Below are 23,148 nucleotides of genomic sequence, written 5' to 3' on the forward strand. Positions count from 1 at the left end.
CCGTCATGCAAGTGACACGAGACCTTCAAGCAAGCCGAATAAACCGCTCCCATAAACATAAAGGGAAATGGCGGAATGTTCGAGTTCAAGGGTCTGACGCGACGATTTGGTGACAAGACGGCAGTCGACAATGTGACTTTCGATATTCCCGCCGGCCAGATGGTCGGCGTCATCGGCCGTTCCGGCGCGGGAAAATCAACCCTCCTGCGCATGATCAACCGTCTTGCGGATCCGACATCCGGAACGATCTCCTTTGGCGGACGCACGGTTTCGACGCTTCGTGGTGCCGAACTGCGTCGCTGGCAGCGCGATTGCGCCATGATCTTCCAGCAATTCAATCTTGTCCCGCGCCTTGATGTGCTGACCAATGTCTTGCTCGGGCGCCTGAACCATCGCTCGACTGTGACCTCGATCCTCAACCTCTTCACCCGCGAAGAACGGATCATGGCGATCGCCGCGCTTGAGCGCCTCGGTATCGAACAGAGCGCCCTTCAGGCAGCCGGCACGCTTTCTGGCGGTCAGCAGCAGCGCGTCGCCATCGCCCGCGCTCTCATGCAGGAACCCAAGGTGCTGCTTGCCGATGAGCCAATCGCCTCGCTTGATCCGCTGAATGCCAAGATCGTCATGGATGCGCTGCGCGACATCAACGAACGCGAAGGCATCACGGTTATCACCAACCTTCACACGCTGGATACGGCGCGCGCCTATTGCCAGCGGATCATCGGCATGGCCCAGGGCCGTGTCGTCTTTGATGGCACACCGGATCAGCTGACATCCGAAGCCGTCTCCGAAATTTACGGTGCCGATCAGTCGGCTATTGATGAATCCATGACCTCGACCGCCATCAGCAAGCCGAATGCGAACGCTGTTGCCGCAGGGGAAAGACCGCTGCGTCCGCTCGTGCTCGCCGGCGTCTGAGGTCAGACGATCGCCCGCCCGCGTCAAAGGCAAATCCAGATTTACCCGATGCCGGCTGATCCGGCCCGACAGGAGACTGACATGCTCAAGAAAACCCTTCTTGCCGCCGTTGCCGTACTGGCATTCGCCGGCGCCGCAGCCGCCGAAGACCTCAAGGAATTCCGTATCGGCATCCTCGGTGGCGAAAACGAAGCCGACCGACTGAAGTCATACCAGTGCATGGTTGATCAGCTTCCGGCCGTTCTCGGCGTTGAAAAGGTCTCGCTGTTCCCGGCCGCCGATTATGACGGCGTCGTTCAGGGCCTCCTCGGCGGCACGCTTGATTTCGCCGAACTCGGCGCTTCCGGCTTCGCCAAGATCTACCTCGCCAACGCCAACGCAGTCGAGCCGATGCTGACGACTGTCCAGACCGACGGCTCCATGGGCTACTATTCGGTCATGGTTGCCCGCAAGGACAAGGGTTACAAGACGCTTGCCGACCTCAAGGGCAAGAAGCTCGGCTTTGCCGATCCGGACTCGACCTCCGGTTATCTCGTACCGCTCGTCACGCTACCGGGCTCCATCGGCGCCCCGGTCAAGGAGTATTTCTCGTCGACCGGTTTCGGCGGCGGCCATGAAAACCTCGTTCTCGAAGTGCTGAAGGGCAACTTCGATGCCGGCACGACCTGGGCTTCGGGCGTCGGCGAGTTCAAGGATGGCTACACCTCCGGCAATCTCCGCAAGATGGTCGACAAGGGCATCCTGAACATGGACGACGTTGTTGAACTGTGGCGTTCGCCGCTGATCCCGAACGGCCCCTATGTCGTTCGCACCACGATGAGCGCCGAATCCAAGCAGAAGTTCAAGGACTACATGATGAAGCTGCCGGAAACCGATCCGGCCTGCTTCAAGGCCGTGACCGCCGGCGAAAACAAGGGCTTTACTGAAGTCAACGTCGATTTCTACAAGCCGATCATCGACGCCCGCAAAGCCACGATCGGTGGTTGATTAAGACCCACTCACGCGCCGCCGGACAGGACGTCCGGCGGCGTTTTCACGAAAAGAGCGGAGCCCAAAACGATGTCATCCACGACCTTCACGCCGGAACTCGGCGACAAGGGGCGTCAGGTCGAGATGCACTGGCGTGAGCTTGCTCGCCGTCGCCGGCTCTATACAGCACTCATCGCTGTTGTTTTCCTTGCGATTCTCGGAAGTTCACTCTGGTTCGCCAACGACAGCAATTCCGGCAAGTTCTTCGATCGCCTGCCCTATTTCTTCGATTTTATCGGCGGTCTGGCACCGCGCGATGGCTGGGAAGTGTTCCGCGCCCTCTTCGATCTTCCGTCGCCCTATGACGATGGCAGCTTCAAATACAATTATCCCGAAGGCCGCTATTATCTGACGGAAACCTTCTACATTCCGGAATATTTCTACAAGATGGCCGAGACCGTCAACATCGCCATCTTCGCGACGCTGGTCGGTTTCCTGGTCGGCTTCGTCCTCTGCTTCTTCGCCGCCTCCAACCTGATGCCGAACCGGATCGTTCGCATAATCGTCCGTCGCATCATGGAAATCCAGCGCGCCTTCCCGGAAGTGGTGATCGCAGGTTTCTTTCTTGCCATTTTCTCGCTCGGACCGGTTCCGGCCATCATCGCCGTCTCGATCCATACGATCGGCGCGCTCGGAAAAATGTTCTTCGAGGTTGTCGAAAATGCCGACATGAAGGCCGATGAAGGGCTGCGTGCCACCGGCGCCAACTGGATTGAACGGGTCTGGTTCGCCATTGTCCCGCAAGTGATGCCGAACTTCATGAGCTATTTTCTGCTCCGGCTTGAAATCAATGTGCGCGCCTCCACCATCATCGGCGCAGTCGGCGGCGGCGGCATTGGCGAATTGCTGCGTCTGTCCATCAGCCAGGACCATGAGGCCAAGACACTCGCCATCGTCGGCCTTCTGTTCCTGACCATCATCGCCGTCGACCAGTTTTCCGCCTGGCTGAGACGCAGGCTCGTCGGCGAACAATCCTTCCAGGTCGTGCAATGAACGGGAAAATCACCACCATGAACGGCTATGACATGGATCTGATTGCCGCAAGGCATCCCGCGCTTGTGCAGCAATCCTGGACGTCGCGCCTCAGAATCCCGATCGTGATCGCCACCATCTGCGCCTACTTTCTGTTCAGCTTCTGGTTCTTTGCGTTCGGAAAAGTGTTCCAGGGCGCCAACTGGGATATTGCCGGCGCCTATCTGGCCGACTGGGTGAGTTACGAGGAACGGCCCGAAATCCGCCTGCGCGCGGATGGAACCATGACGGTGACCTTTCCCAACAATTCCGCACTCGGCGCCAATCCGCATCCGGACTGGTTGGAAAAAGACGAACGGACGATCACGCGGACGGTCGAATCCAATGCGGCAGATACCGTCGCCAAACCGAAATCGACCATCAGCTTCATGGCACAGCCGGCGGAGGCCAAGCCGGCTGCCGATCCAACATCTGCGCCGAAGACTGTCACTGAAACGATCGTCGATCGAACGATCGTCACCTTTTCGCCGGGCACCTCGATCGAGGCGACGCCCGAGCTTGCGATCATAAGGCATCAGGGCGACGTGCTGGAAATTCCGCTCGGCCACGATCTGCCGGTCAGGGCAAAAGGGCAGCTGCCGGCATGGGCCAGCCAGCCGCATATCGACAAGAAGATCATCCTGAGTTTCGGCCTCACCGGCTGGGCAGAAATCGATTCGGACCGGATCAAGATCCGCAACCGCTTCTTCGGCTGGGCCAATTTCTTCTTCGACACCAATTCCGTCTTTTTCGGCAAATCCTTAAGCGATGTTGCCAGCCTTATGGTGAGCGGCGAGCGGCTGGATCCGAAAATGAGCAACTTCGAACGCGCCGCCAACGACATTCTCTACAATCCGTCCTGGCAGCATCTCGATGTCTGGACCAAGCTCCTGCAGACGATCGTCATGGCCTTCGTTGGCACCCTCTTTGCGATGGTTCTGTCCTTCCCTCTCGCCTTCATTGCTGCACGGAACATCACCGCCAACAGCCTCGCCAATCAGTTGACCAAGCGCCTCTTCGATTTTCTCCGCTCGGTGGATATGCTGATCTGGGCTCTCTTCTTCACCCGAGCCTTTGGCCCGGGGCCGCTGGCTGGCATTTCGGCGATCTTCTTCACCGACACCGGCACGCTCGGAAAACTGTATTCCGAAGCGCTCGAGAATATCGACAACAAGCCGCGCGAAGGCGTCAAATCGGTCGGCGCCTCGCCGCTCGCCGTCCAACGATACGGCGTGATTCCGCAGGTTCTCCCCATCTTCGCCAGCCAGGCACTCTATTTCTGGGAATCGAACACCCGCTCGGCCACCATCATCGGCGCAGTCGGCGCTGGCGGCATCGGCCTCAAGCTGTGGGAAGCCATGCGCACCAATTCGGACTGGGAGAATGTGGCCTATATGGTCGTTCTCATTCTGCTGGTCGTCTATCTGTTCGATACGGCATCAAATGCATTGAGATCGCGTCTTATTGGCGGAGCTTCACGTTAATGTCACAGTAGGGCCTTAAGCCCCGCCAGACAGATGATGAGGCAGATGGAACCGCAATGCGCTACGCAATCTATTTCACGCCACCGGCAGACGATCCGCTGACCCGAAAGGCGGCCCATTGGCTCGGGCGCGATGCTTTTGACGGCGCTGCGATCGCACAGCCATCCAGCGAACATTTCGGCCAGCAGGCTTTGGCGGAACTCACGGCCGATCCGCGTCGGTACGGCTTTCACGGCACCTTGAAAGCGCCTTTCATGCTTGCAGAGGGCAAGACGGAAGCGGAGCTTGTCGAGGCGCTCGATCTGTTGGCATCCGATCTGCCGGCCTTTACCTTGCCACAGATCGTCCTTGGCCGGCTGGGGCCGTTCTTCGCCCTGGTCCCTGCGGAATGGAGTGCCGAGCTGCAGTTGCTGTGCGACACCGCCGTGATGCGACTTGAATCCTTCCGTGCCCCCCTGAACGAAGCCGATATCGCGCGCCGGCAACCCGAAAAGCTCTCAGAAAGCCAGCGGGAAAACCTGCGTACCTGGGGCTATCCCTATGTGTTCGAGGATTTCCGCTTCCACATGACGTTGACAGGTCCGGTTCCGCCCGAGCAGCAGCCCTTCATGCAACAGGAACTCGATCGGCATTTCGCCGGCCACGCCAACGAACCACTCGAATTCTCCCAACTCGCCCTTTTCATCGAGCCTGAGCGCGGCGCGCCGTTTCTGGTGCGGCATGTCGCAAAGCTCGCCGAGCCCAAATTGAGAAAGACCGCCTGAGATGACGAACGAACTTATTCTGACCAATGCCCGCATCGTTCTCGAGGACGAGGTGATTGAGGGAACCGTGGTGGTTCGCGATGGAATGATCGCCGCCATTGATCACGGCCGGTCGGTGCATGGCGAGGATTTTGAGGGCGACTATCTGATTCCGGGACTTGTCGAACTGCACACCGACCATCTCGAAGCCCATTATTCGCCGCGGCCGGGTGTGCGCTGGGTCAAGACAGCGGCCATCCAGGCCCATGATGCCCAGATCGCGAGCTCCGGCATCACGACTGTCTTCGACTGCCTGCGGATGGGATCGGACGAGGATGGCGGCTTCGAGCTCGGCGAAATGCGCTCCATGGCAGATGCGCTTGCCGAAGCCGGACGCGACGGTCGCCTGAAGGCTGAACACCTTATTCATTTGCGCTGCGAAGTGTCATCCGCCGATGTGATGGATCATTTCATCGAGTTCGAGGAAGATCCTCAGGTCCGTCTTGTCTCGCTGATGGACCATGCTCCGGGTCAGCGCCAGTTCCAGACGATGGAACAGTACACGCTTTACTACAAGACCAAGCGCGGCCTGTCCGACGAAGCCTTCGCCCATTTCGTCGCGCGCCGGCAGGAAGCTTCCGCCATTTATTCGAAGAAACACCGCGATGCGATCGCCGCCATCTGTGCCGGTCGCGGCATTACGGTCGCCTCCCATGACGATGCCACGATCGACCATGTCGAAGAGGCGAAAGGCTATGGTGTACGGCTCGCCGAGTTCCCGACCAGCATGGAAGCGGCCCGTGCCTCGCATGAAAACGGCATGAGCGTTCTGATGGGGGCGCCGAACATCGTTCGCGGCAAGTCTCACTCGGGCAATATATCGGCCCGCGATCTGGCGGAAAACCGGATCCTCGATGTCCTGTCGTCGGATTACGTGCCGCTCAGTCTCATTCACGCTCCCTTCGTGCTGGCCGAATCCGAAAATGGCTTGCCACTCACCGAGGCGATCGCGCTGGTCACCACGACACCCGCCCGCACGGTCGGCCTGAACGACCGCGGCGCCATTCGGCAAGGCTTGCGGGCCGATCTCGTGCGCATCCGCCACGATGCCGGTGTTCCGGTGGTCCGGTCCGTCTGGCGCCGGGGGCGGCGCGTGGCATGATGAGCACGGATCCTCTCGATCGGCTCGGCACGCTTTTCGTCGTCGTCGGTCCCAGCGGTGCGGGAAAGGACAGCCTGATCTCCGAAGCGAGAAAGACCCTCGCGGGCAATTCGCGCATCGGATTTGTCCGGCGCGTCATCACCCGCCCATCCGACGGCGTGACCGAAGATCATATCGCGGTCACCGAGACGCAGTTTAGGACCATGGTGGAAGCCGGCGCCTTCGCCGTTCATTGGCAGGCGCATGGTTTGAACTATGGCATCCCTGCGACAACCCTGGACGAACTGGCTGCGGGCACATCCCTGATCGTCAACGGCTCGCGCGAACATCTTGCGGAGTTCGCGCGCACTTACGACAAGCTCATTGTGCTTCATGTGACGGCTTCCCCGGAAATCATCGCTTTGCGTCTGGCAGCGAGGGGACGCGAGAGTGCCGAAGACATCATGCGCCGCATGGCCCGCCAGACGCAGGACTGGCAGATCGGTCTCCAGGTGGAGACAATCGACAATTCCGGCGATCTGCACGACGCAGCCCATCGTTTTGTGAATGCCATCAGGACCGCGCAATCCGAACAGACGGCACCCGTCGCCGTCTGATCGTTCGCTTCAATTACCTGACATTTTCATTCATATTTTTTTGTTCCGTGTGCAATATATGTTGACTGATATAATCATGTTTAATAGATAGCGCTCCAACGGAGCCAGATCGAGCCCTCTTTCGGTCGGGGCCATCCATTCGGCAAAGCCCTCGCCGTCTGATCGAACCAGACGCGCCTAGCCATGCCTCTTCAAAAGCTCAACAGCTGCCGTCAGACACGGGGAGACAACTATGGCTGACTATATCACGATCGACGCATCTTCGCTCGAAAGCTTCGACTACGAACAATTCATCTATGATTACTTCGCCGCAATTGCCGAAGGCGCCGGCACGACAACTGCCGGTTCCTCCACCTACTATGGCGGCATTCCCTATATGGGCGACACCCAGGTCGGTTTCCGCTATTCCGGCGACACCACCAGCGCACAGGTTCTCATGGAAGGCTCTGATCTTGCCTATGACGGCATGTATGGCCAGGGTCACGGCATTTCCGGATCGGTGGACGGTTTCACGCTCGGCTATTATGACAGCTCCACGACCTATACCGAAACCACCGATGAAGATAACAATACCGTCCGCAGCGAACTGACCGGCGTGATCTCCGGCCTCGTCGTTTCCGGCCTCGATTTCAGCGCCGAAATCGGCGATGGCACCGGCAGCGACAATCTGGTCTATACGCTCTACAACGCCCTCCGGAAGGCAAACACGGTCGTCGACCTCGATAGCGACAATGTCACCGGCTACGAGTATATCGATCTGGTCTATGAACTGCTCGGCACCAAGGCGCAGAATTTTGTCGGTAGCGCTGGAGCCGATACCTATCGCGGCACGGCCTATGGCGACATCATCGATGGCGGAGCCGGAGCCGATATTCTTGCTGGCGCAGCTGGAGACGACCAGTATGTCGTGGACGATGTCAACGATACGATCAGCGAAAGCGCTGATGAAGGAACCGACAGCGTTTCCGCGAGCGTCAATTTCACGCTGTCGGATAATGTGGAAAATCTCACACTGACCGGATCCGCGCTGCGCGGCACAGGCAATGCACTTGCCAACACGCTGACAGGTAACGCAGCCTCGAATCGCCTGACGGGCGGAGATGGCGATGACGTGATTTACGGCAAGGTCGGTAACGACATTCTGGTCGGCGGCGCCGGCAAGGACGAGCTTTATGGCGGCGCAGGAGCCGACACGTTCCAGTTCCGCATTGCCCATCTTTCGGCTTCCAATGCGGCTGCAGACGTCGTCGCTGATTTCAAGAAGTGGCAGGGCGACAGCATCGACCTGCATTTCATCGATGCGGATACCACCGCCAAGGGCAATCAGGCCTTCGACTATATCGGAAACAAGGCCTTCTCAGGCGAAGCGGGTGAACTTCGCCTGGCAAAGACCGACGAAGGCTCCTACCTCAAGGGCGATGTTAACGGTGACGGCAAGGCCGATTTCTCGATCTTCCTCGACGATATCTACAACCTCAAGGCAGACTATCTGGTACTTTGATCTGATCCGATCAGATGCTCATTCAGGGACCCGGCCATCGTGCCGGGTCTTCTACTTCAGGCTACCCAGATAAAGCGACATCAGTTGCGCCTGGGATGAAATACCGAGCTTGCGATAGATATTGCGCCGATGCACCTTGATGGTTCCGGTCGCCACGCCAAGCCGCAAACCGATCGATTCCGAACTATGTCCCTGCAAGACCAGTTCGATGATGGATTTCTCGCGATGCGTGAGATTGCGGTTAGCCCATGCGCGTTCAGCCACGGCGCCGCCCTGTCCGGTTCTTGCCGCTTTCGTCTGGGCAGCATCAAATCGTGGTGACAGGCTTCCCCAGAATTTTCGGATGATCCTTGCGACCACCGCTTCCGTTTTTCTGAGCATTGCAAGTTCGGGCGGACGAAAGGCGCCACGAACCTCGGTGCGCATCAGGGAAACCACCACCGTGACGCCTTCCTCCATCGGGATGAAAAAGCCCACCTCCTCCGCCAACCCGGTCTGGATATAGTAGTTGCGGTAATATTCCGAGGCGAAGAACCGGTCCGGCGCCAGGTCGCGCATGCGCCATACGCCCTGCTGTTGTGCGCAGGCTGTCCGGTAGAATGGATCGAGGAGATAGGGGCCATCCTGATAGAGACTGACATAGACATGATATTGCTGCGGATCGAACGTCGAATAGAGATCGATCGGTCGCTGCTCGCCGCGATAGGCAAAAATCACAACGAAATCAAAATCAACGAGCGACGACAGAAGCCCGGTCAACGGCGCCCCGACCGCTTTGTCGTCTGCCTTCTCCAATTCGATCAGATGATCGATGGATTGAAACAGGGCATCGAAATCCACGCGCATGCGACGCTCCTCAAAAAGGGTACGCCATACTCCCTAGCAAGGCCGTTTTTAAGGAGAATACCCCTTTTGGGGTATATACCCTAAAGTGAAGGTCTGGATAAGGTTCTTTCAGACGGGGCTTATGACGCATAAAACAAAACTGCCCGGGGAACCTACGTGGAAAACAAGTCCGAATTCGATATCGAATTCCGGTCGGTCACCAAGCGCTACGGCGACGTCACGGCCGTAACCGATGTGAATCTTCAGCTGGAGCGCGGCGCTTTCGTCGCACTCCTCGGTCCATCGGGCTGCGGCAAGACAACGTGCCTGCGCATGATCGGCGGTTTCGAGCAGCCAAGCGAGGGAACCGTTTCGGTTGGCGGCGAGGCCATGAATGGTGTGCCGCCCTACCGTCGACCGGTCAACATGGTGTTCCAGCACTATGCGCTCTTTCCGCATTTCGATGTGGAAACCAATATTGCCTATGGATTGCGGCAGATCAGGCCGCGCCTGAGCGATGCCGAAATCCGCCGCCGTGTCGGCGAAGCACTGGAAATGGTGCATCTGGGCAAGTTCGCCCAGCGCCGGATCCACGAAATGTCGGGCGGCCAGCAGCAGCGCGTCGCACTCGCCCGCGCCATCGTCAACCGCCCGCGGGTGCTCCTGCTCGACGAGCCGCTCGCCGCACTCGACAAGAAGCTCCGCATTGCCATGCAGATCGAGTTGCAGAACCTGCATCGCGAACTTGGCATCACCTTCCTTCTCGTCACCCATGATCAGGAAGAAGCGCTATCGATGAGCGACCGGGTCTGCGTGATGAATGCCGGCCGGATCGTACAGTTCGCCTCACCGCAGGAGATCTACGATAACCCGGCCGATCTCTTCGTCGCCGATTTCGTCGGAAAGACCAACCGCCTGCCCGTCTCGATCGAGACCACCGACGGCAGGACAGGCTCAGCGCGCCTGAACAATGGCGCATCAATCTTGCTCGACCGGCCTTCCGGAATCAGATCGGGCGCGGCAACACTGTCGATCCGTCCCGAATCCATTCGCCTCCTGGCAGCCGGTTCGAATGGGGGACAATTAACCGGACGTGTCACGCACCGGATCTTTCTGGGCGCGTCGGCGGAATACTCGATCTCCGTCCCCGGCGTCGGCGACATCCTGGTCTTTGCTGACCGGGTTGCGGGCGGACCCGCCGATCTTTTCGATCCGGGTGCGGAGGTCGAGTTGCAGATCGATCCGGATGCGCCGCGCATATTCTATGACTGAAAACCAAACGAAAACAGGGAACAGTGTCATGAGCAGCGAAAATGAAAACGGTTATCTGACCCAGGCGAAACTTGCCGACGAACTGATGCGCTTCAAGCGAGGTTCGGTGAGCCGGCGCCATTTCCTGGGTGTCACCGGCCTGGGACTTGCAGCAACCGTGCTTGCAGGCCGCACCGGTATCCTCGGCAGCCCGGCACAAGCGGGCGACCTTGGCAGCAAGGTGTCACTGGCAACCTGGCCGAATTACCACGATCCGGCCACCTTCGACGCCTTCACGGCCAAGACCGGCGTTGCCGTGGAAGTCAACGTCTTCGGTTCGAACGAGGAAATGCTCGCCAAACTGCAGGCCGGCGCTTCGGGTTGGGACCTTTATGTGCCGACCAACTACACGATTTCCACCTACCAGAAGCTCGGCCTGATCGATGCGCTCGATCTTTCGATGCTGCCGAATTTCTCTGGCGCAACGGAAAATCCCCGCTTCACCAGCGAAGGCACAATCGATGGTACAGTCTATGCGGTTCCGAAAAACTGGGGCACTACGGGCATTGCCTTCAATTCTGCCAAGATGAAGAGCCCGGTGACCAGCTGGAAGGAGTTTTTCGATCTTGCCATGACCGAAGCCGATGGCCGCGCCATGGTACACGATTATCAGCTGACCACCATCGGCAGCGCTCTGGTCGCCCTCGGCTACAGTTTCAACTCGATCAAGCCCGAGGAACTGGCCAAGGCGGAAGAATTGTTGCTCAAGGTCAAGCCGCACCTCTTCGCGATCAACTCGGACTATCAGCCGGCGATGCGGGCAACCGATGCCTGGATGACCATGTGCTGGACCAATGACGGGGCGCAGCTGAACCGTGACATGCCAGAAATCAAGTTCAATCTCGGCAAGGATGGTGGCGAAATCTGGTGCGATTTCTACGCGATTCCCAAGGATGCCCAGAACAAGCCGGGTGCCTATGCCCTGCTCGACTACCTGATGACGCCGGACGTTGCGGTCAAGGAACATATCTTCAACGGCGCACCGACGACCGACTCGCGTGTCTTTGATCTTCTGCCGAAGGATGTCACGCAGAACCTCATCGTTTATCCGGATGAAGCCGCGCTCAAGCCGCTCGAATTCGGTGCCGCGGTAACGCTGACGGATCCGAACCGCGCCGAACTGATGGCACGGTTCAAATCGGCTTGACCTGATGGAACCGGAGTGATGCACCCCATCGCTCCGGTCCGCTATCCGCTCTGATTGCCCAAAGGATGAATGCGAATGATCGCACGGTTAAACGCGCGTCGAGAACGGTTGGTAACAGCGGCTCTGATGGCCCCGGCAGCAGCCTGGCTCTTCATTTTCCTGATCCTGCCCTTCATCGCGATCCTTGTCTTTGCCTTTGGGGAACGCGCCCAGGCAGGCGGCTATCAGCCGGCCTTCACCTTTGCCCAGTTCGCCGCCTTGCCGACCCGTGCCGCGGCCTTCTGGAACACCATGCTGCTGGCGCCGGTCGGCGCCTTTCTCTGCCTGCTGATCGCCTATCCGGTCGCCTATTTCCTCGCGGTCAAAGCCAATCCGCGTTACCGGCTTCTGCTCGTCTCGCTGGTCGTCGTGCCGTTCTGGACCAGCCTGCTCGTGCGCACCTATGCCTGGATGTTCATCCTCGGCTCGCGCGGCATTCCGCAACTGCTCTCGATAATCGGGCTTGACGATATCCGCCTGATCAACACGCCTTTTGCGGTGCTGGTGGGCATTGTCTATGGCTACCTGCCGCTGATGATCATGCCGATCTATGTCAGCCTCGAAAAGCTGGACCGGCGGCTCCTCGATGCCTCTTCGGACCTCGGCTCGCGGCCGCTCAACACCTTTTTCAGGATCACGCTGCCGCTTTCGCTTCCAGGGGTGATGACGGGGGTGGCGCTGGTGACCATCCTGCTTCTCGGCGAATATCTCATCCCGCAGCTGCTTGGCGGCGGCAAGGTCTTCTTCATCGGCAACGCCCTGGTCGATCTCTTCCTGCAGTCGCGCAACTGGCCATTCGGCTCGGCGATCGCAGTCACGCTCGTGCTCGTGGTCGTCGTGGTTCTGATGAGCGCCATGCGCATTGCCTTCCGCATTGCCGGAACAAGACAGGTGGATCTTCTCTGATGCGCAGCTTTGTCACCGCCGTCTTCCTGTTTCTTTATGCGCCGATCGCGCTTGTCGTGCTGTTCTCCTTCAATGCCGGCCGCAATGCTTCGGAAATCAGCGGCTTCTCGCTTGCCTGGTATGGCAAGGCATTCACCAACCGTTTCCTGCTCGAAGCGCTTCAGAACAGTCTTCTGATCGCTTTTGTTTCGGCTGGGCTGGCAGCCGTTTTCGGAACCATGGCGGCGCTCGGCATGGAGCGCCTGGGCGGAAAAAGCCGCGCGCTCTTCGATGGGCTGTTCGCCGCCGCAATCGTCGTGCCGGGCGTCGTGATCGGCATCGCAACGCTCGTTGCGCTGGTCTCGCTGTTTTCCGTCCTCAATCCGGCTCTGGCCTGGATCTGGCCGGGGGAAACGCCGCCCCGTCTCGGACTTGGCTATGGGTCGGTGATCGCCGCGCACGGTCTCTTCTCGCTGGCGCTCGTCACCATGCTGGTCAAGGCGCGGATCGCAAGCCTCGGCCGTGACATCGTCGAAGCGTCGAGCGATCTCAATGCAACGCCGCTGACGACCTTTCGGCTGATCGTTCTGCCGCAGATCATGCCGTCCATCCTTGCCGGTTTTCTTCTCGCCTTCACCTTCTCCTTCGATGATTTCATCGTCGCCTTTTTCGTGGCCGGATCGGAAACCACTCTCCCCATCTATGTCTTCGCCTCGATCCGCCGGGGCGTGACACCGGAAATCAATGCCATTGCAACCAGCGTGCTCGTGGCCTCGCTGCTGCTGATTGGCCTGTCCCGCTTCATGCTGCGAGACAGGTCGCGACCAGGACCCGACGGAGAATAGAATGATACTGCAAGACAAAGTCGCGATCGTAACAGGAGCAGGCTCCGGCATTGGCCGCGCGAGTGCGGCGATCATGGCGCGCGAAGGTGCAGTCGTTGGCGTGTTCGATCGCAATCTCGAAGGCGCGAAGGTAACCGAAGCCGAAATAACCGCTGCCGGCGGGCGCGCCTTGGCCTATGGCGTCGACGTGACCGACGACAAGGCGCTCGAAGCGGCCATCCTTGACATGCATCAGCGGTTCGGCCGCATCGATATCCTGCACAATCATGCCGGCGCGCAGGTGGAAGGCGATCTCGAACATGTCAGCCTCGAAGGCTTCGATCGCTCGTGGGATCTCAATGTGCGGGCGCATTTCTATGCCGCCCGCGTCGTGATGCCTCTAATGCGCGAAGCAGGCTCCGGCGTTATCCTCAACACCTCGTCAAGCTCCGGCATTCTCTTCGATCGCGAGATGATCGCCTACACGACAACCAAGCATGCCGTCATTGCCATGACACGGCAGATGGCGGGCGACTATGCCCGTTACGGCATCCGCGTCAATGCCCTCTGCCCCGGCTGGGTCGACACGCCTTTCAACGAGCCCTTCATCCGCCAGGTCGGCGGACGCGAAGCCATCGAAGCCTATGTCAAGGCACGTGTGCCGATGGGACGATGGGCATCGGTCGACGAGATCGCCGAGCCCATCCTGTTCCTGGTGTCTGACCGCTCCTCTTATGTGACCGGCCAGATCCTTGTCTGCGATGGTGGCGAGACTGTCGCCTGAAGCCGTTTAGTTGTTGACGCGACAACCACGCGAACGTTCCTGGCGCCGGAGCTGATCGATCCGGCGTTGTTCCGCCCGGCTGAAGTTCGGGCGATCAGTCCAGCAGTCCGAATTGTCGAACGTGTCCATACCGAGCTGGGTCGAGAAACAATAACCATTGGCATCGTAGATGGCATTGCGCTCATACCAGAGATCGTAACAACTCTGCGCCATCGCGTTTTCCGCGATCAAGGCGGCGCTACAACCCAAGAATAGTGAAACAAAAATCCTGCCCATTCCCATTTCCTCCTGCTCTCCACTGTTGATGCAAGAATACATCACGGTTAACAACATTGGCATTGATTGACATCAAGGCGGTTACCGGTCTGGAAAGGAATGCTGGACTGCACTAAAAGCACTTGGCGCTTTCCATACCGCATGGCAAATCTGGTGGGAATGACAAGGCTATGTTTGAGGCGATTAGCAGCGGGCCTGCCGGTTTTGACGGGTCATGTCGATAGGCTATGTAGCGGAGTGGGTGGATGTTATTGGGAGCAGTGAGGATCGCGCGATCATTCGCCCTGCTTCTGTTCCTGACCAGTTGCTCCGGAACCTTCGACACTTTCAGCTCGGCTGCAAAATCCGTACGCGACACGAAGCCAGCCAACATTGCCGAGACCGGATATCTCCGCCTTCTGTCAGCCGAGATCGCCGCAGAAGGCCTGCAGCGCCATGACCGCCTGTTCTCCGAAATTTCGAAGCAACCAGGCTCGCCACCGGACGATCAGGCCCGTGCAAACGAACGCAAGAAGCTCGCGGAGCTCGCCGCACCGCGCCTGCGCGATAGCCCCGAAGCAAGCGACGCGGCGCCCGGCCGCTACGCCATTCCGGATACGGCCTGGCGCCTGTCGCGGCAGACCCTCGTTCTCAAGGCGGATGGGCCCGATACAGAAGCAACATTCTCGTTTTCCGGCATTGATGCTCGACAGGTCGAAATCGAACTGAAAGCACTCGGACCGGGACTGCAGGCGCTCACCCTGACCTGCGACGGTGATCTGGCGGTCATAGAGAATGGATGGAAAACGACCATTGCAAAGGGGCATCAGTTCGACGTTTCGAATGCGCAGAACCCGAACGTCAAGATCGCGGCCCATCTCGAACCGGGGCGCAATCTCAAATCCTGTCACGGTGTCCTGTCGATCGGCGGCAAGACCCGTCCGATCCGGATCCTGCGACAGGAGGCATTCAATCCTGACCTGCATTCTATCGACACGCGCTTCGATGTCTGTGCCGCTAAACGACCGCACGGTCCGAATTCGCTCGACGACCTTCTCTCGGCGCGCCGCTTCCTGTCCGAAACCTGCCCGCTTAAGCCGAGCCGGACAGTGTTTCTGACCGAGGAGCGGCCTTCTTTCAATGCCAAGGTCAAGGCGCTGCTTGGACGGGAACTCTCCGACGCCTTCATCGACGCCCAGGATCCGGAAGCGCCGATCGATTTTTCAGCCGCTCCAGAGCTGAAACTGATCGTTCTTTCCTTTCTTGACATCAAGGCCGATTTTTCCGGCCGCGTGATCGATCGGCTGGTCCGTCACCATGCTGCGCGCGGAACAACGGTTCGCATCCTGACATCCGATGTGCTCGAGCGGCCGAAGGATCGCGATCTGCTCGAAAAGCTTAGCGGCGATTTCCCCAATGTTCAGGTCCGATTCTACCGCTGGAAAGCACCGAAAGGCGCCAATCTCGAGGAATTCCTGTCCGAATTCCACAAGGTGCATCACGTCAAGCTCCTGGCCACCGTAGCAGCGCGTCCGGCAAACAGCGTTGCGATCATCGGTGGACGCAACATCCATGATGGCTTCCTGTTCGATCAGCCGACCAACCTCGCCAAATATCCGAACCTGCAGCAATACCGGCGCAACCGTGGCCTGACGGTCAATTACTATTCGAACTGGCATGATTTCGATCTCGAAATCCATGGGGATGCCGCCGTCCGAACCCTCGTTTCGCATTTCTCGACGGTCTGGCTCGATGATGGACAAACGCATCTGGCACGACCGTTCACGCTAACCGGACGCAACAGTCATGCCGCCGACGAAACCGCCTTCCGCCATTTCATTTCGTTGCCCTATCTCGACGGCGCGGAGCTCGAAACCTTCTATGTCGACATGCTGGATTCGGCACGCAAGAAGATCGAGATCGTCAATCCCTACCTGCACATGACGCCGGCCCTCAATGCCGCGTTCGATCGCGCAATCGCTCGCGGCGTGGCAGTGACCATCATCGGTCGCATCAACCTCAAGGGCGATCTCGGCGGCGATGTGCTGACGGCGCTGAACCAGGAATTCGTCAACCGCTTTGCCGATCGCATCAAGATCTACAACTTCAATGCCCGCCAGAACGTCGTCCTGCATTCCAAGCTGTTGATGATCGACGAGAAACTGGTGGTCATCTCCTCGGTCAACTTCAACCATCGCAGTTTCATTCATGACAGCGAAAATGGCGTCATGATCATCGATCCGGCATTCTACAATCGTATGCAGTCTGTGTTCGAAGATTACCGCCAGCATTCGAGCCCGGCCCCCCGCGCTCGCATTCCCTACTTCTGGAAGATCCTGACCTCAATCAGCCTGCTCAAGAACGCGCTTTGAGCGCGATCAGCCCGAGAAATCGGTAATGACGCTGATGCCGATATCGGTGGCCTTGTCGAGATTGACGAGACCATCGACCGCCTCGCTGAGGCTGATATGGCGACCGATCAGCTTCTGCGGCGCAATCTTGCCGGTTTCGAGCATGTCCATCATCGCCGAATAGCGCCAGGCCTGCATGCCGTGGCTGCCATAGACTTCCAGTTCATGGGCGATGATCTTGCCTATGGGCGTGATCGGCTGGGCGTGGGCACCCGTCATCAACCCCACCTGCACATGCCGGCCGCGACGCCGCAGGTTGAGAATGGAGTTGGAAAATGTCGTCTGGTGGCCCAGCGCATCGATCGAGACATGGGCACCGCCGCGCGTGACCTCGATCACCGCCTCGGCGACATTGGCAACCGCAGCGCCGTTGATGGTGGCCACCGCACCGATCGTTCGCGCAAATGCCAGCTTCTCCTCCGAAACATCGATGGCAACGACATTGGCGCCGAGCGCCGTGGCTATCATGATGGCCGACAGGCCAACGCCACCGCAGCCATGCACCGCCACCCACTCGCCCGCCCTCGCCTTGCCCTGGTCGACGATGGCCCGAAACGAGGTCGCAAACCGGCAGCCGAGACTGGCGGCCGTCGCGAAATCGAGACTGTCCGGCAGATGCACGAGATTGGTGTCGGCATAGTCGATCGCCACCAGTTCGGCGAAGGATCCCCAATGGGTGAAGCCCGGCTGGAACTGGTGCGAGCAGACCTGCTGGTTGCCGGAATGACATTCCTCGCAGCGCCCGCAACCCGACACGAACGGCACGGTGACCCGGTCCCCCACCTTGAACGAGCGGACCGACGCGCCCACAGCCACAACCGTTCCCGCCAGTTCATGACCGGGCACATGCGGCAGGTGAATATCGGAATCATGGCCGCACCAGCCGTGAAAATCGCTACGGCAGAGGCCGGAGGCCTCGACCTTGATCACGACGCCGTCCCTGGTCGGTGTCGGATCGGGCAAGGTGCGGATCTCCGGCCGGACCCCGAATTTTTCATAATACATAGCGCGCATGCTGGCGTTCCCCGATTGTTGTGCCACAAGAAATGCCATGGGCTGCAGGCGCTTCAAAGCCCTGCAACATATGATATTCGTTGAACCAATGATCGCCTCGGGAAATGAGCGAACCTATGACTTTCGAGTTAACGGCGGTGGTCGAATTCTTCCCAAAGAGTAAACGCGGCATTCTCGCTGCAAAAGGGTTCCGGTGGCACGGGTTCCGATTCAAATGTAAGTGGGTGTCAGAAAAGCATGCAATGAGGCACCCGAAGTGAAGAAGATCCTGACCGTAGACGATTCCGTAACCATTCTCGCCATGCTCAATGCCACGCTTTCGGCCGCCGGCTATGAAACGATCCGCGCTGAAGATGGTCTTGAGGGGCTGGATGCCCTGGAACTGACCGCACCGGATCTGATCGTCACCGACATCAACATGCCACGGCTCGATGGCTTTGGCTTCATCGAACGCGTGCGCCGCGATGAGAAATATCGCGCCATTCCCATCCTCGTTCTGACGACCGAAAGCGATACGGAAAAGAAGGAGCGAGCCCGCAAGGCCGGCGCCACCGGCTGGATCGTCAAGCCCTTCGACCCGGCAAAACTCGTCGCCGCCATCCAGCGCGTCAGTCCGTAACGATAGGCTTCATTCCCGACCTTGTAGGGTGAGTGCCGCACGGTGTGCGCGACGGCACTTTCGACGACGATTGTGATTGGCCGCGCGCGGCGGGTTTTGGAACGGCAATCCGGGCATGAAGAGGTCGCGATAAACCATCTCCAGTGAAAGGATCGCTGAAATCAATCAGCCCGTTCGTGCCTTGCGCCAGCCGGCGGCGCGCGCCTCGGCCTCGGTGCAATTCAAACTGACGAACGCTATATCCTTGCTGAATAAAGGGCCGAAGGCGCAAAAGAGATCGTGTTTCCTCGACCCCGAATCCATGTGCAGTCACCCGGCCGCGGATCATAGATTCTACGCGCGACAACCCGACAACAAAGCCCGCCTATTATGATCCGCTGGCATTTATTGCCCATTGGGATCTGTCTCTTGAACAACCGGGTATTCATAACTGCATTTGAAGCAGAACTTGAGATCTGGTGTTTGTCGATGGTTACACTTGGGGCAGGCTCGTCTCCCTACTTTGCTGGTCACGACGTCCATTGCGATCGCAATGCCATAGAGGGCGTAAAATGCAGCGATCACTATGACGGCCCAGAACAGAAATGTGAGGATGCCACTTGCCCAAACAAGATAGGCAGGGAGTGCCACAGCTAGGCCCAGTGCCCAAGGACCTGCGACGATCACGATGAGAATTGCCAGTAGAATCAGTATGAGTATGGGCATGACCCGAAATCTGTAGCGCCAGGTCGAGAGGAAAGGAAGTGTGATCGAACCTACTCGACTGTAACACTAACCTGCATCGCATCTGCAATCAGCGCGGATACTAACTTACAGACTTTATATATGGAATGGTGGGCGATGAGAGACTCGAAGTCACCTCGTTACGCCTCCAAGACCTCCGGGTGATAGCCGCAAGCCATTGGCTTTAAAGCATTATCCCCCGAGAACATAAACAAGTGGTCGGCTGCCTAACCGATACCTTCCTGTAGCACCTAGTCGTGAAACGGTTCAAGAAGGTATTCGCAAATGACAACCACGGTTCATACCGATCTCATCACCCCTGCCCTCGCTAAGTCCGACCCTGATGTTGCCTTTCAACAGCTTCCCGCATGGGCAACCACCTGGACACTGGTAGACACTGAGGAGGCAGCCGAAGACCCCCGACTATCCCCAACCATTGCGGTCGTCCTGGGCAAGAAGCTCCGAGTGTCTGTTACAATGACAGCCCTACAGTTTGCCCTGCTGCTTCACTGCACAGCGCTCGGTCACTCAGTGGCGACAAACTCAAATCACGCCAAGGCGCACCCCCGCATCTACGCCAAGTTCATCTTCCGAGATGCAGCACAAGACAACACCCCAATTGGCAGGCTCTTTGCCGCCGCAATCGAGCATGAGGCGGAGAGCATGCTGGACAACTGCTCCGACCTCCGACCGGTCAACCTAGCGAAGACCTATGAGGGGCGGCCCAAAAAGGACGCGGTGGAACTCCTGAAGCATCATGTCCGCCGTCTGGTTCGGGAGCGGGAACTGGGAGGAACCCTACCCGAAGGCTTCTCAGTACAAGCGTACTTGGACAACCTGGAAGCACTTCTTCTCGCCGTCGAGGTGGAGCGCGAGGCGCACCTATCCCCTGCCACGGAGCAGCGCTGATCAACATACCCCCATCCTTCGAGACCTCTCTCGGCGTTCGCGCCGGGGGAACCCAAAGCCATGTCCAACGTCAACCAAGGACCAAACCATGACCACAACACCGCACAACGGGAAGAACAAAGCGTCACCGGCACTAGCTGGTCACACCTTGTCCGCCAGCCAGCAGCAGCTACTGGAGTTCCTGCTCCAAGTTGGTGCTCAATTGGAGCTTCGCCCCTCCACTACGCGGCGAGATAGCCGCATCCTAACCATCCTGATAGCGAACCACGAGACCCCAGCATTAAGCCTTTTCTGCGGTGCCGACGTGCGAGCCGCGATGGAGCTGCGCAGACGCGCCACCCAGACAGACTACCGCCCGAAAACACTTGCCAGCTATGGCGCATCACCACCTGAGGCCGAAACCATCCGCCAATTTGCAGATGCTCTCGAAGCCACCATTGCGGGTCGAGTATCCGAGGGAGCAGTCCGTGAGCAAATGGGTCATTTCAATGAGCTGATAACTGCCTGCTCGGCAGAATACGAGGCAGCTCGGCAGGCATGGAAGGGGCAGGACCATGGTTGAAGTCCCCAAGCAGGAACAGTTCGGCAAACCTCCGGTCTACACTCTGAGCAGCCTAGTCGGAGGTGTCTCGGAACAGTCCCCGCAGGATCGCCCGAGCCACTTCATGGAGGCCCAGCAGAACTGCATCAACTCCCCGCTCAACGGGGTGCATGCCAGACCGGGTGGACTGGTGCTTGGGACCACCACCTACAACTTCACAGACCCGTTCGTCCACGAGATCAGGCGCTCCTCCACGGAGCACTACAAGATACTCGTTGAGGATGGGGAGATGCTGATCATCAACCTCATCACCGGGACCCTATGTTCAAAGCGTGGTTTCTCGAAGAGGTCGGCCTACTTCAAGCACACTGGGCCAGCCAGGACAGCATTCGACGCCGTGACGGTGGACGACACGACATTCATCGTGAACCGCCAGAAGACGGTGAAGATGCTACCGGACCTTTCACCTGCCCGCCCTAACAAGGGGATATTCTACTTCAGGTCTGGGTCTTATAGCACGACCTACAAGTGCATCCTGAAGGTCAACGGGACATCCTATATCGCCTCCTACCCGACACCCGACAACTCGGACGCTGGGAATGCCGCGTATATCAAAACCAATGTCCTCGCCAGGGAGTTTGCCGATGCTTTTAACATCAAAAAGGCAGAAGTAGCGCCTGCTCTCGCTGCGTTCACATTCGCGGCCCGAGGCTCAAACGTTGTCATCTCCTGTTCCGATAGTTCCATTTCCTGGGAGCTGGACTCCGAGGACGGTGAAGGTGACACCCAACTCATCGCCTTCTCCGAGTGGATTGGCAAGTTCTCAGACCTCCCGATCCGGGCACCGAACGGCTTCGTGGTCGGCATCCGAGGCTCCAAGTCCGACCAGAGGGACGACTACTGGGTCAAGTTCGATGGTCCCGAGACCACGGGGTCGTGGGAGGAAGTCGTAAAGCCTGGCATCAAGTACAAGCTTGACCCTGACACGATGCCGCACCTCCTCAAGAACGTTGCCAAGAATGCCTTCTCGGTGGAACGCGGGGTCTGGAACACGCGGATCAGCGGCGATGGGGTGAACTCGGCGAAGACACCGAACTTCGTGGGGAAGCGTATCCGCTCCATCAACTTCATCTCCGGTCGTCTGTCCCTGAACACCGAGGGGGCCTTTGCGCTATCCCGTGCGAGGAACGCCTTCTGCTTCTTCCCTGATACCGCCCAGACCCGCCTAGCGACCGACCCCATCATGTTCGACATCCAGTCAGGCACGGTGACGGTCATCAGGTCCACCGTGGCGGCCAGTGGAAAGCTGTTCTTCTGGGGTGATGGCAACCAGCTCAGACTTGATAGTGGTGACAGTGCCCTCACCGAGGAGACTGCTGACGTTATCCCTTCCACGAACTACGACTATGACGGAAGGTGCCGACCAGCATCCTTTGGGATGTCCAGCGTCATCTTTGGGACCAAGGTGGGCGATGGCTCACGGCTGACCGAGGTGCTCTACCGCAACGGAACCCCGATTGGGGAGGTGCCTCTCAATGAGCACTGCCCGCGCTTCATCCGTGGAACCCTGCGTCAGATCATCCCGAACGATGCGTCCAAGACCACCGTGGTCATCACCAGCAACGATACGACCATCTTTGTCTACAAGTGGTTCAACCAGGGTGAGAACCGCATCCAGTCCTCATGGAACAAGTGGACGTTTGGTGGGGCCGACAAGGTGGTTGCTGGTGCGGTAAACGACGGTAACCTCTACCTCCTCATTCAGATAGGCTCCAAGTTGGTAACCGAGCGTTTCCCCCTCGACCCGGCCACCTCAGAGTTCAGGGACATCCGGCTCGACCATCGTGTTGACCAGACTGGAGCCTCCTTCGATGCCAACCACCTGGCAACCCTTGACCTGCCCTATACGGTCTCATCCGAGCTGCGAGGCGACTATGTGGCCATCGAGAACGACGATCCGACAGACGGAGAGGTCCGTGGGCGCACACTCAAGGTAACCTGGGTGGATGGTAACACCGTCCAAATCCAGTGCCGCGCTGGACACCACAAGTTCTACTTCGGGTCCAAGAACACGGCGTCCATGCGGCTCAGCCAGCTCTACCTCCAGAGTGGTGATGGCACGGCCCTTCCAGACCACATCCTGATCCAGAAGCTTCGTGTCTCACACGCGGAGACCTCCACCTACAAGGTCCAGATCAAGAACACCCGTGGAGAGGTCCTGGAAGCTGGACGGTATGATGGCCGCAAGACCATCGCCGAGCAGATCAACAACCGTCAGCCCAAGCACTTCGGGGAGCATGACTTCCCGGTCCAGATGCGAGCAGACGAGTGCTCTCTCACCCTCATCAACGACAGTCCGTACCCCTCAAGGTGGGTGCAGGCAGCCTATCACATCCAGCCCACAACGAGGTAACACC

General features: G+C 58.6%; 21 protein-coding genes. 18 read left to right on the top strand and 3 right to left on the bottom strand.

The genetic code is table 11. The annotated features are described in order from the left end of the window. The first annotated feature begins 75 nt into the window (after positions 1–75). The 8 genes from phnC to Q4481_RS17550 all read left to right on the top strand — a co-directional run bounded on the left by phnC (position 76) and on the right by Q4481_RS17550 (position 8,444). Complete coding sequence (gene phnC / locus Q4481_RS17515; protein ID WP_304377694.1) at positions 76–918, top strand: phosphonate ABC transporter ATP-binding protein; 843 nt, start codon at positions 76–78, stop codon at positions 916–918. A gap of 81 nt (positions 919–999) precedes the next feature. Then, complete coding sequence (gene phnD, locus Q4481_RS17520; protein WP_304377695.1) at positions 1,000–1,905, top strand: phosphonate ABC transporter substrate-binding protein; 906 nt, start codon at positions 1,000–1,002, stop codon at positions 1,903–1,905. 72 nt (positions 1,906–1,977) lie between these two features. Further along, a complete protein-coding gene (gene phnE, locus Q4481_RS17525) occupies positions 1,978–2,940 on the top strand; it encodes a phosphonate ABC transporter, permease protein PhnE (protein ID WP_304377696.1) in 963 nt (320 codons plus the stop codon). Further along, on the top strand, positions 2,937–4,442 hold the full coding sequence (gene phnE / locus Q4481_RS17530) for a phosphonate ABC transporter, permease protein PhnE (RefSeq protein ID WP_304377697.1): 1,506 nt from the start codon (positions 2,937–2,939) through the stop codon (positions 4,440–4,442). The genes phnE (Q4481_RS17525) and phnE (Q4481_RS17530) overlap by 4 nt, the downstream gene beginning before the upstream one ends. A gap of 56 nt (positions 4,443–4,498) precedes the next feature. Further along, positions 4,499–5,206: a DUF1045 domain-containing protein gene (locus Q4481_RS17535; RefSeq protein WP_304377698.1), complete on the top strand. Its 708-nt coding sequence runs from the start codon at positions 4,499–4,501 to the stop codon at positions 5,204–5,206. Position 5,207: 1 nt separating this feature from the next. Next, complete coding sequence (locus Q4481_RS17540; protein WP_304377699.1) at positions 5,208–6,347, top strand: alpha-D-ribose 1-methylphosphonate 5-triphosphate diphosphatase; 1,140 nt, start codon at positions 5,208–5,210, stop codon at positions 6,345–6,347. Continuing rightward, entirely contained in the window at positions 6,344–6,943 is a 600-nt protein-coding gene (gene phnN, locus Q4481_RS17545; protein WP_304377700.1) for a phosphonate metabolism protein/1,5-bisphosphokinase (PRPP-forming) PhnN, read from the top strand. The genes Q4481_RS17540 and phnN overlap by 4 nt, the downstream gene beginning before the upstream one ends. Before the next feature lie 232 nt (positions 6,944–7,175). After that, on the top strand, positions 7,176–8,444 hold the full coding sequence (locus tag Q4481_RS17550) for a calcium-binding protein (RefSeq protein WP_304377701.1): 1,269 nt from the start codon (positions 7,176–7,178) through the stop codon (positions 8,442–8,444). Positions 8,445–8,495: 51 nt separating this feature from the next. Here Q4481_RS17550 and Q4481_RS17555 read toward each other — a convergent pair whose 3' ends face one another. After that, complete coding sequence (locus Q4481_RS17555; RefSeq protein WP_304377702.1) at positions 8,496–9,290, bottom strand: helix-turn-helix transcriptional regulator; 795 nt, start codon at positions 9,288–9,290, stop codon at positions 8,496–8,498. Between the two features lie 156 nt (positions 9,291–9,446). Here Q4481_RS17555 and Q4481_RS17560 point away from each other — a divergent pair, with 156 nt between their 5' ends. The 5 genes from Q4481_RS17560 (at position 9,447) to Q4481_RS17580 (ending at position 14,259) form a co-directional block, all read left to right on the top strand. Continuing rightward, the gene (locus tag Q4481_RS17560) at positions 9,447–10,541 is read left to right on the top strand and encodes an ABC transporter ATP-binding protein (RefSeq protein WP_304377703.1); all 1,095 of its coding nucleotides are present in this window, start codon (positions 9,447–9,449) and stop codon (positions 10,539–10,541) included. A 28-nt stretch (positions 10,542–10,569) separates the two neighbouring features. Next, the gene (locus Q4481_RS17565; protein WP_304377704.1) at positions 10,570–11,727 is read left to right on the top strand and encodes an ABC transporter substrate-binding protein; all 1,158 of its coding nucleotides are present in this window, start codon (positions 10,570–10,572) and stop codon (positions 11,725–11,727) included. A gap of 75 nt (positions 11,728–11,802) precedes the next feature. Beyond that, on the top strand, positions 11,803–12,672 hold the full coding sequence (locus Q4481_RS17570; protein WP_304377705.1) for an ABC transporter permease: 870 nt from the start codon (positions 11,803–11,805) through the stop codon (positions 12,670–12,672). Next, positions 12,672–13,496 carry an ABC transporter permease gene (locus Q4481_RS17575; RefSeq protein ID WP_304377706.1) on the top strand — a complete coding sequence of 275 codons (825 nt, stop codon included), beginning with the start codon at positions 12,672–12,674 and terminating at the stop codon, positions 13,494–13,496. The genes Q4481_RS17570 and Q4481_RS17575 overlap by 1 nt, the downstream gene beginning before the upstream one ends. Position 13,497: 1 nt before the next feature. Then, entirely contained in the window at positions 13,498–14,259 is a 762-nt protein-coding gene (locus Q4481_RS17580) for an SDR family NAD(P)-dependent oxidoreductase (protein WP_304377707.1), read from the top strand. A 6-nt stretch (positions 14,260–14,265) separates the two neighbouring features. Here the strand turns inward: Q4481_RS17580 and Q4481_RS17585 are convergent, their stop codons facing one another. Next, the gene (locus Q4481_RS17585) at positions 14,266–14,598 is read right to left on the bottom strand and encodes a YARHG domain-containing protein (protein WP_368400483.1); all 333 of its coding nucleotides are present in this window, start codon (positions 14,596–14,598) and stop codon (positions 14,266–14,268) included. A 182-nt stretch (positions 14,599–14,780) separates the two neighbouring features. Between Q4481_RS17585 and Q4481_RS17590 the strand changes: the two genes are divergently transcribed. Further along, complete coding sequence (locus Q4481_RS17590) at positions 14,781–16,886, top strand: phospholipase D-like domain-containing protein (protein ID WP_304377709.1); 2,106 nt, start codon at positions 14,781–14,783, stop codon at positions 16,884–16,886. Between the two features lie 6 nt (positions 16,887–16,892). On the opposite strand, the gene Q4481_RS17595 is transcribed toward Q4481_RS17590, so the two are convergent. Then, positions 16,893–17,939, bottom strand: coding sequence for a zinc-dependent alcohol dehydrogenase family protein (locus tag Q4481_RS17595; protein ID WP_304377710.1), 1,047 nt, complete (start codon positions 17,937–17,939; stop codon positions 16,893–16,895). 256 nt (positions 17,940–18,195) lie between these two features. On the opposite strand from Q4481_RS17595, the gene Q4481_RS17600 reads away from it, so the two are divergent. The 4 genes from Q4481_RS17600 (at position 18,196) to Q4481_RS17615 (ending at position 23,144) form a co-directional block, all read left to right on the top strand. Further along, positions 18,196–18,558: a response regulator gene (locus Q4481_RS17600; protein WP_304377711.1), complete on the top strand. Its 363-nt coding sequence runs from the start codon at positions 18,196–18,198 to the stop codon at positions 18,556–18,558. Between the two features lie 1,008 nt (positions 18,559–19,566). Continuing rightward, positions 19,567–20,190: a hypothetical protein gene (locus Q4481_RS17605; protein ID WP_304377712.1), complete on the top strand. Its 624-nt coding sequence runs from the start codon at positions 19,567–19,569 to the stop codon at positions 20,188–20,190. A gap of 88 nt (positions 20,191–20,278) precedes the next feature. Further along, complete coding sequence (locus tag Q4481_RS17610) at positions 20,279–20,752, top strand: hypothetical protein (RefSeq protein WP_304377713.1); 474 nt, start codon at positions 20,279–20,281, stop codon at positions 20,750–20,752. Continuing rightward, positions 20,745–23,144, top strand: coding sequence for a phage nozzle protein (locus tag Q4481_RS17615; protein ID WP_304377714.1), 2,400 nt, complete (start codon positions 20,745–20,747; stop codon positions 23,142–23,144). The genes Q4481_RS17610 and Q4481_RS17615 overlap by 8 nt, the downstream gene beginning before the upstream one ends. Positions 23,145–23,148 lie beyond the last annotated feature (4 nt).

The organism is Fluviirhizobium alvei (assembly GCF_030551875.1).
Taxonomy (GTDB): Bacteria; Pseudomonadota; Alphaproteobacteria; order Rhizobiales; family Rhizobiaceae; genus Rhizobium_E; species Rhizobium_E alvei.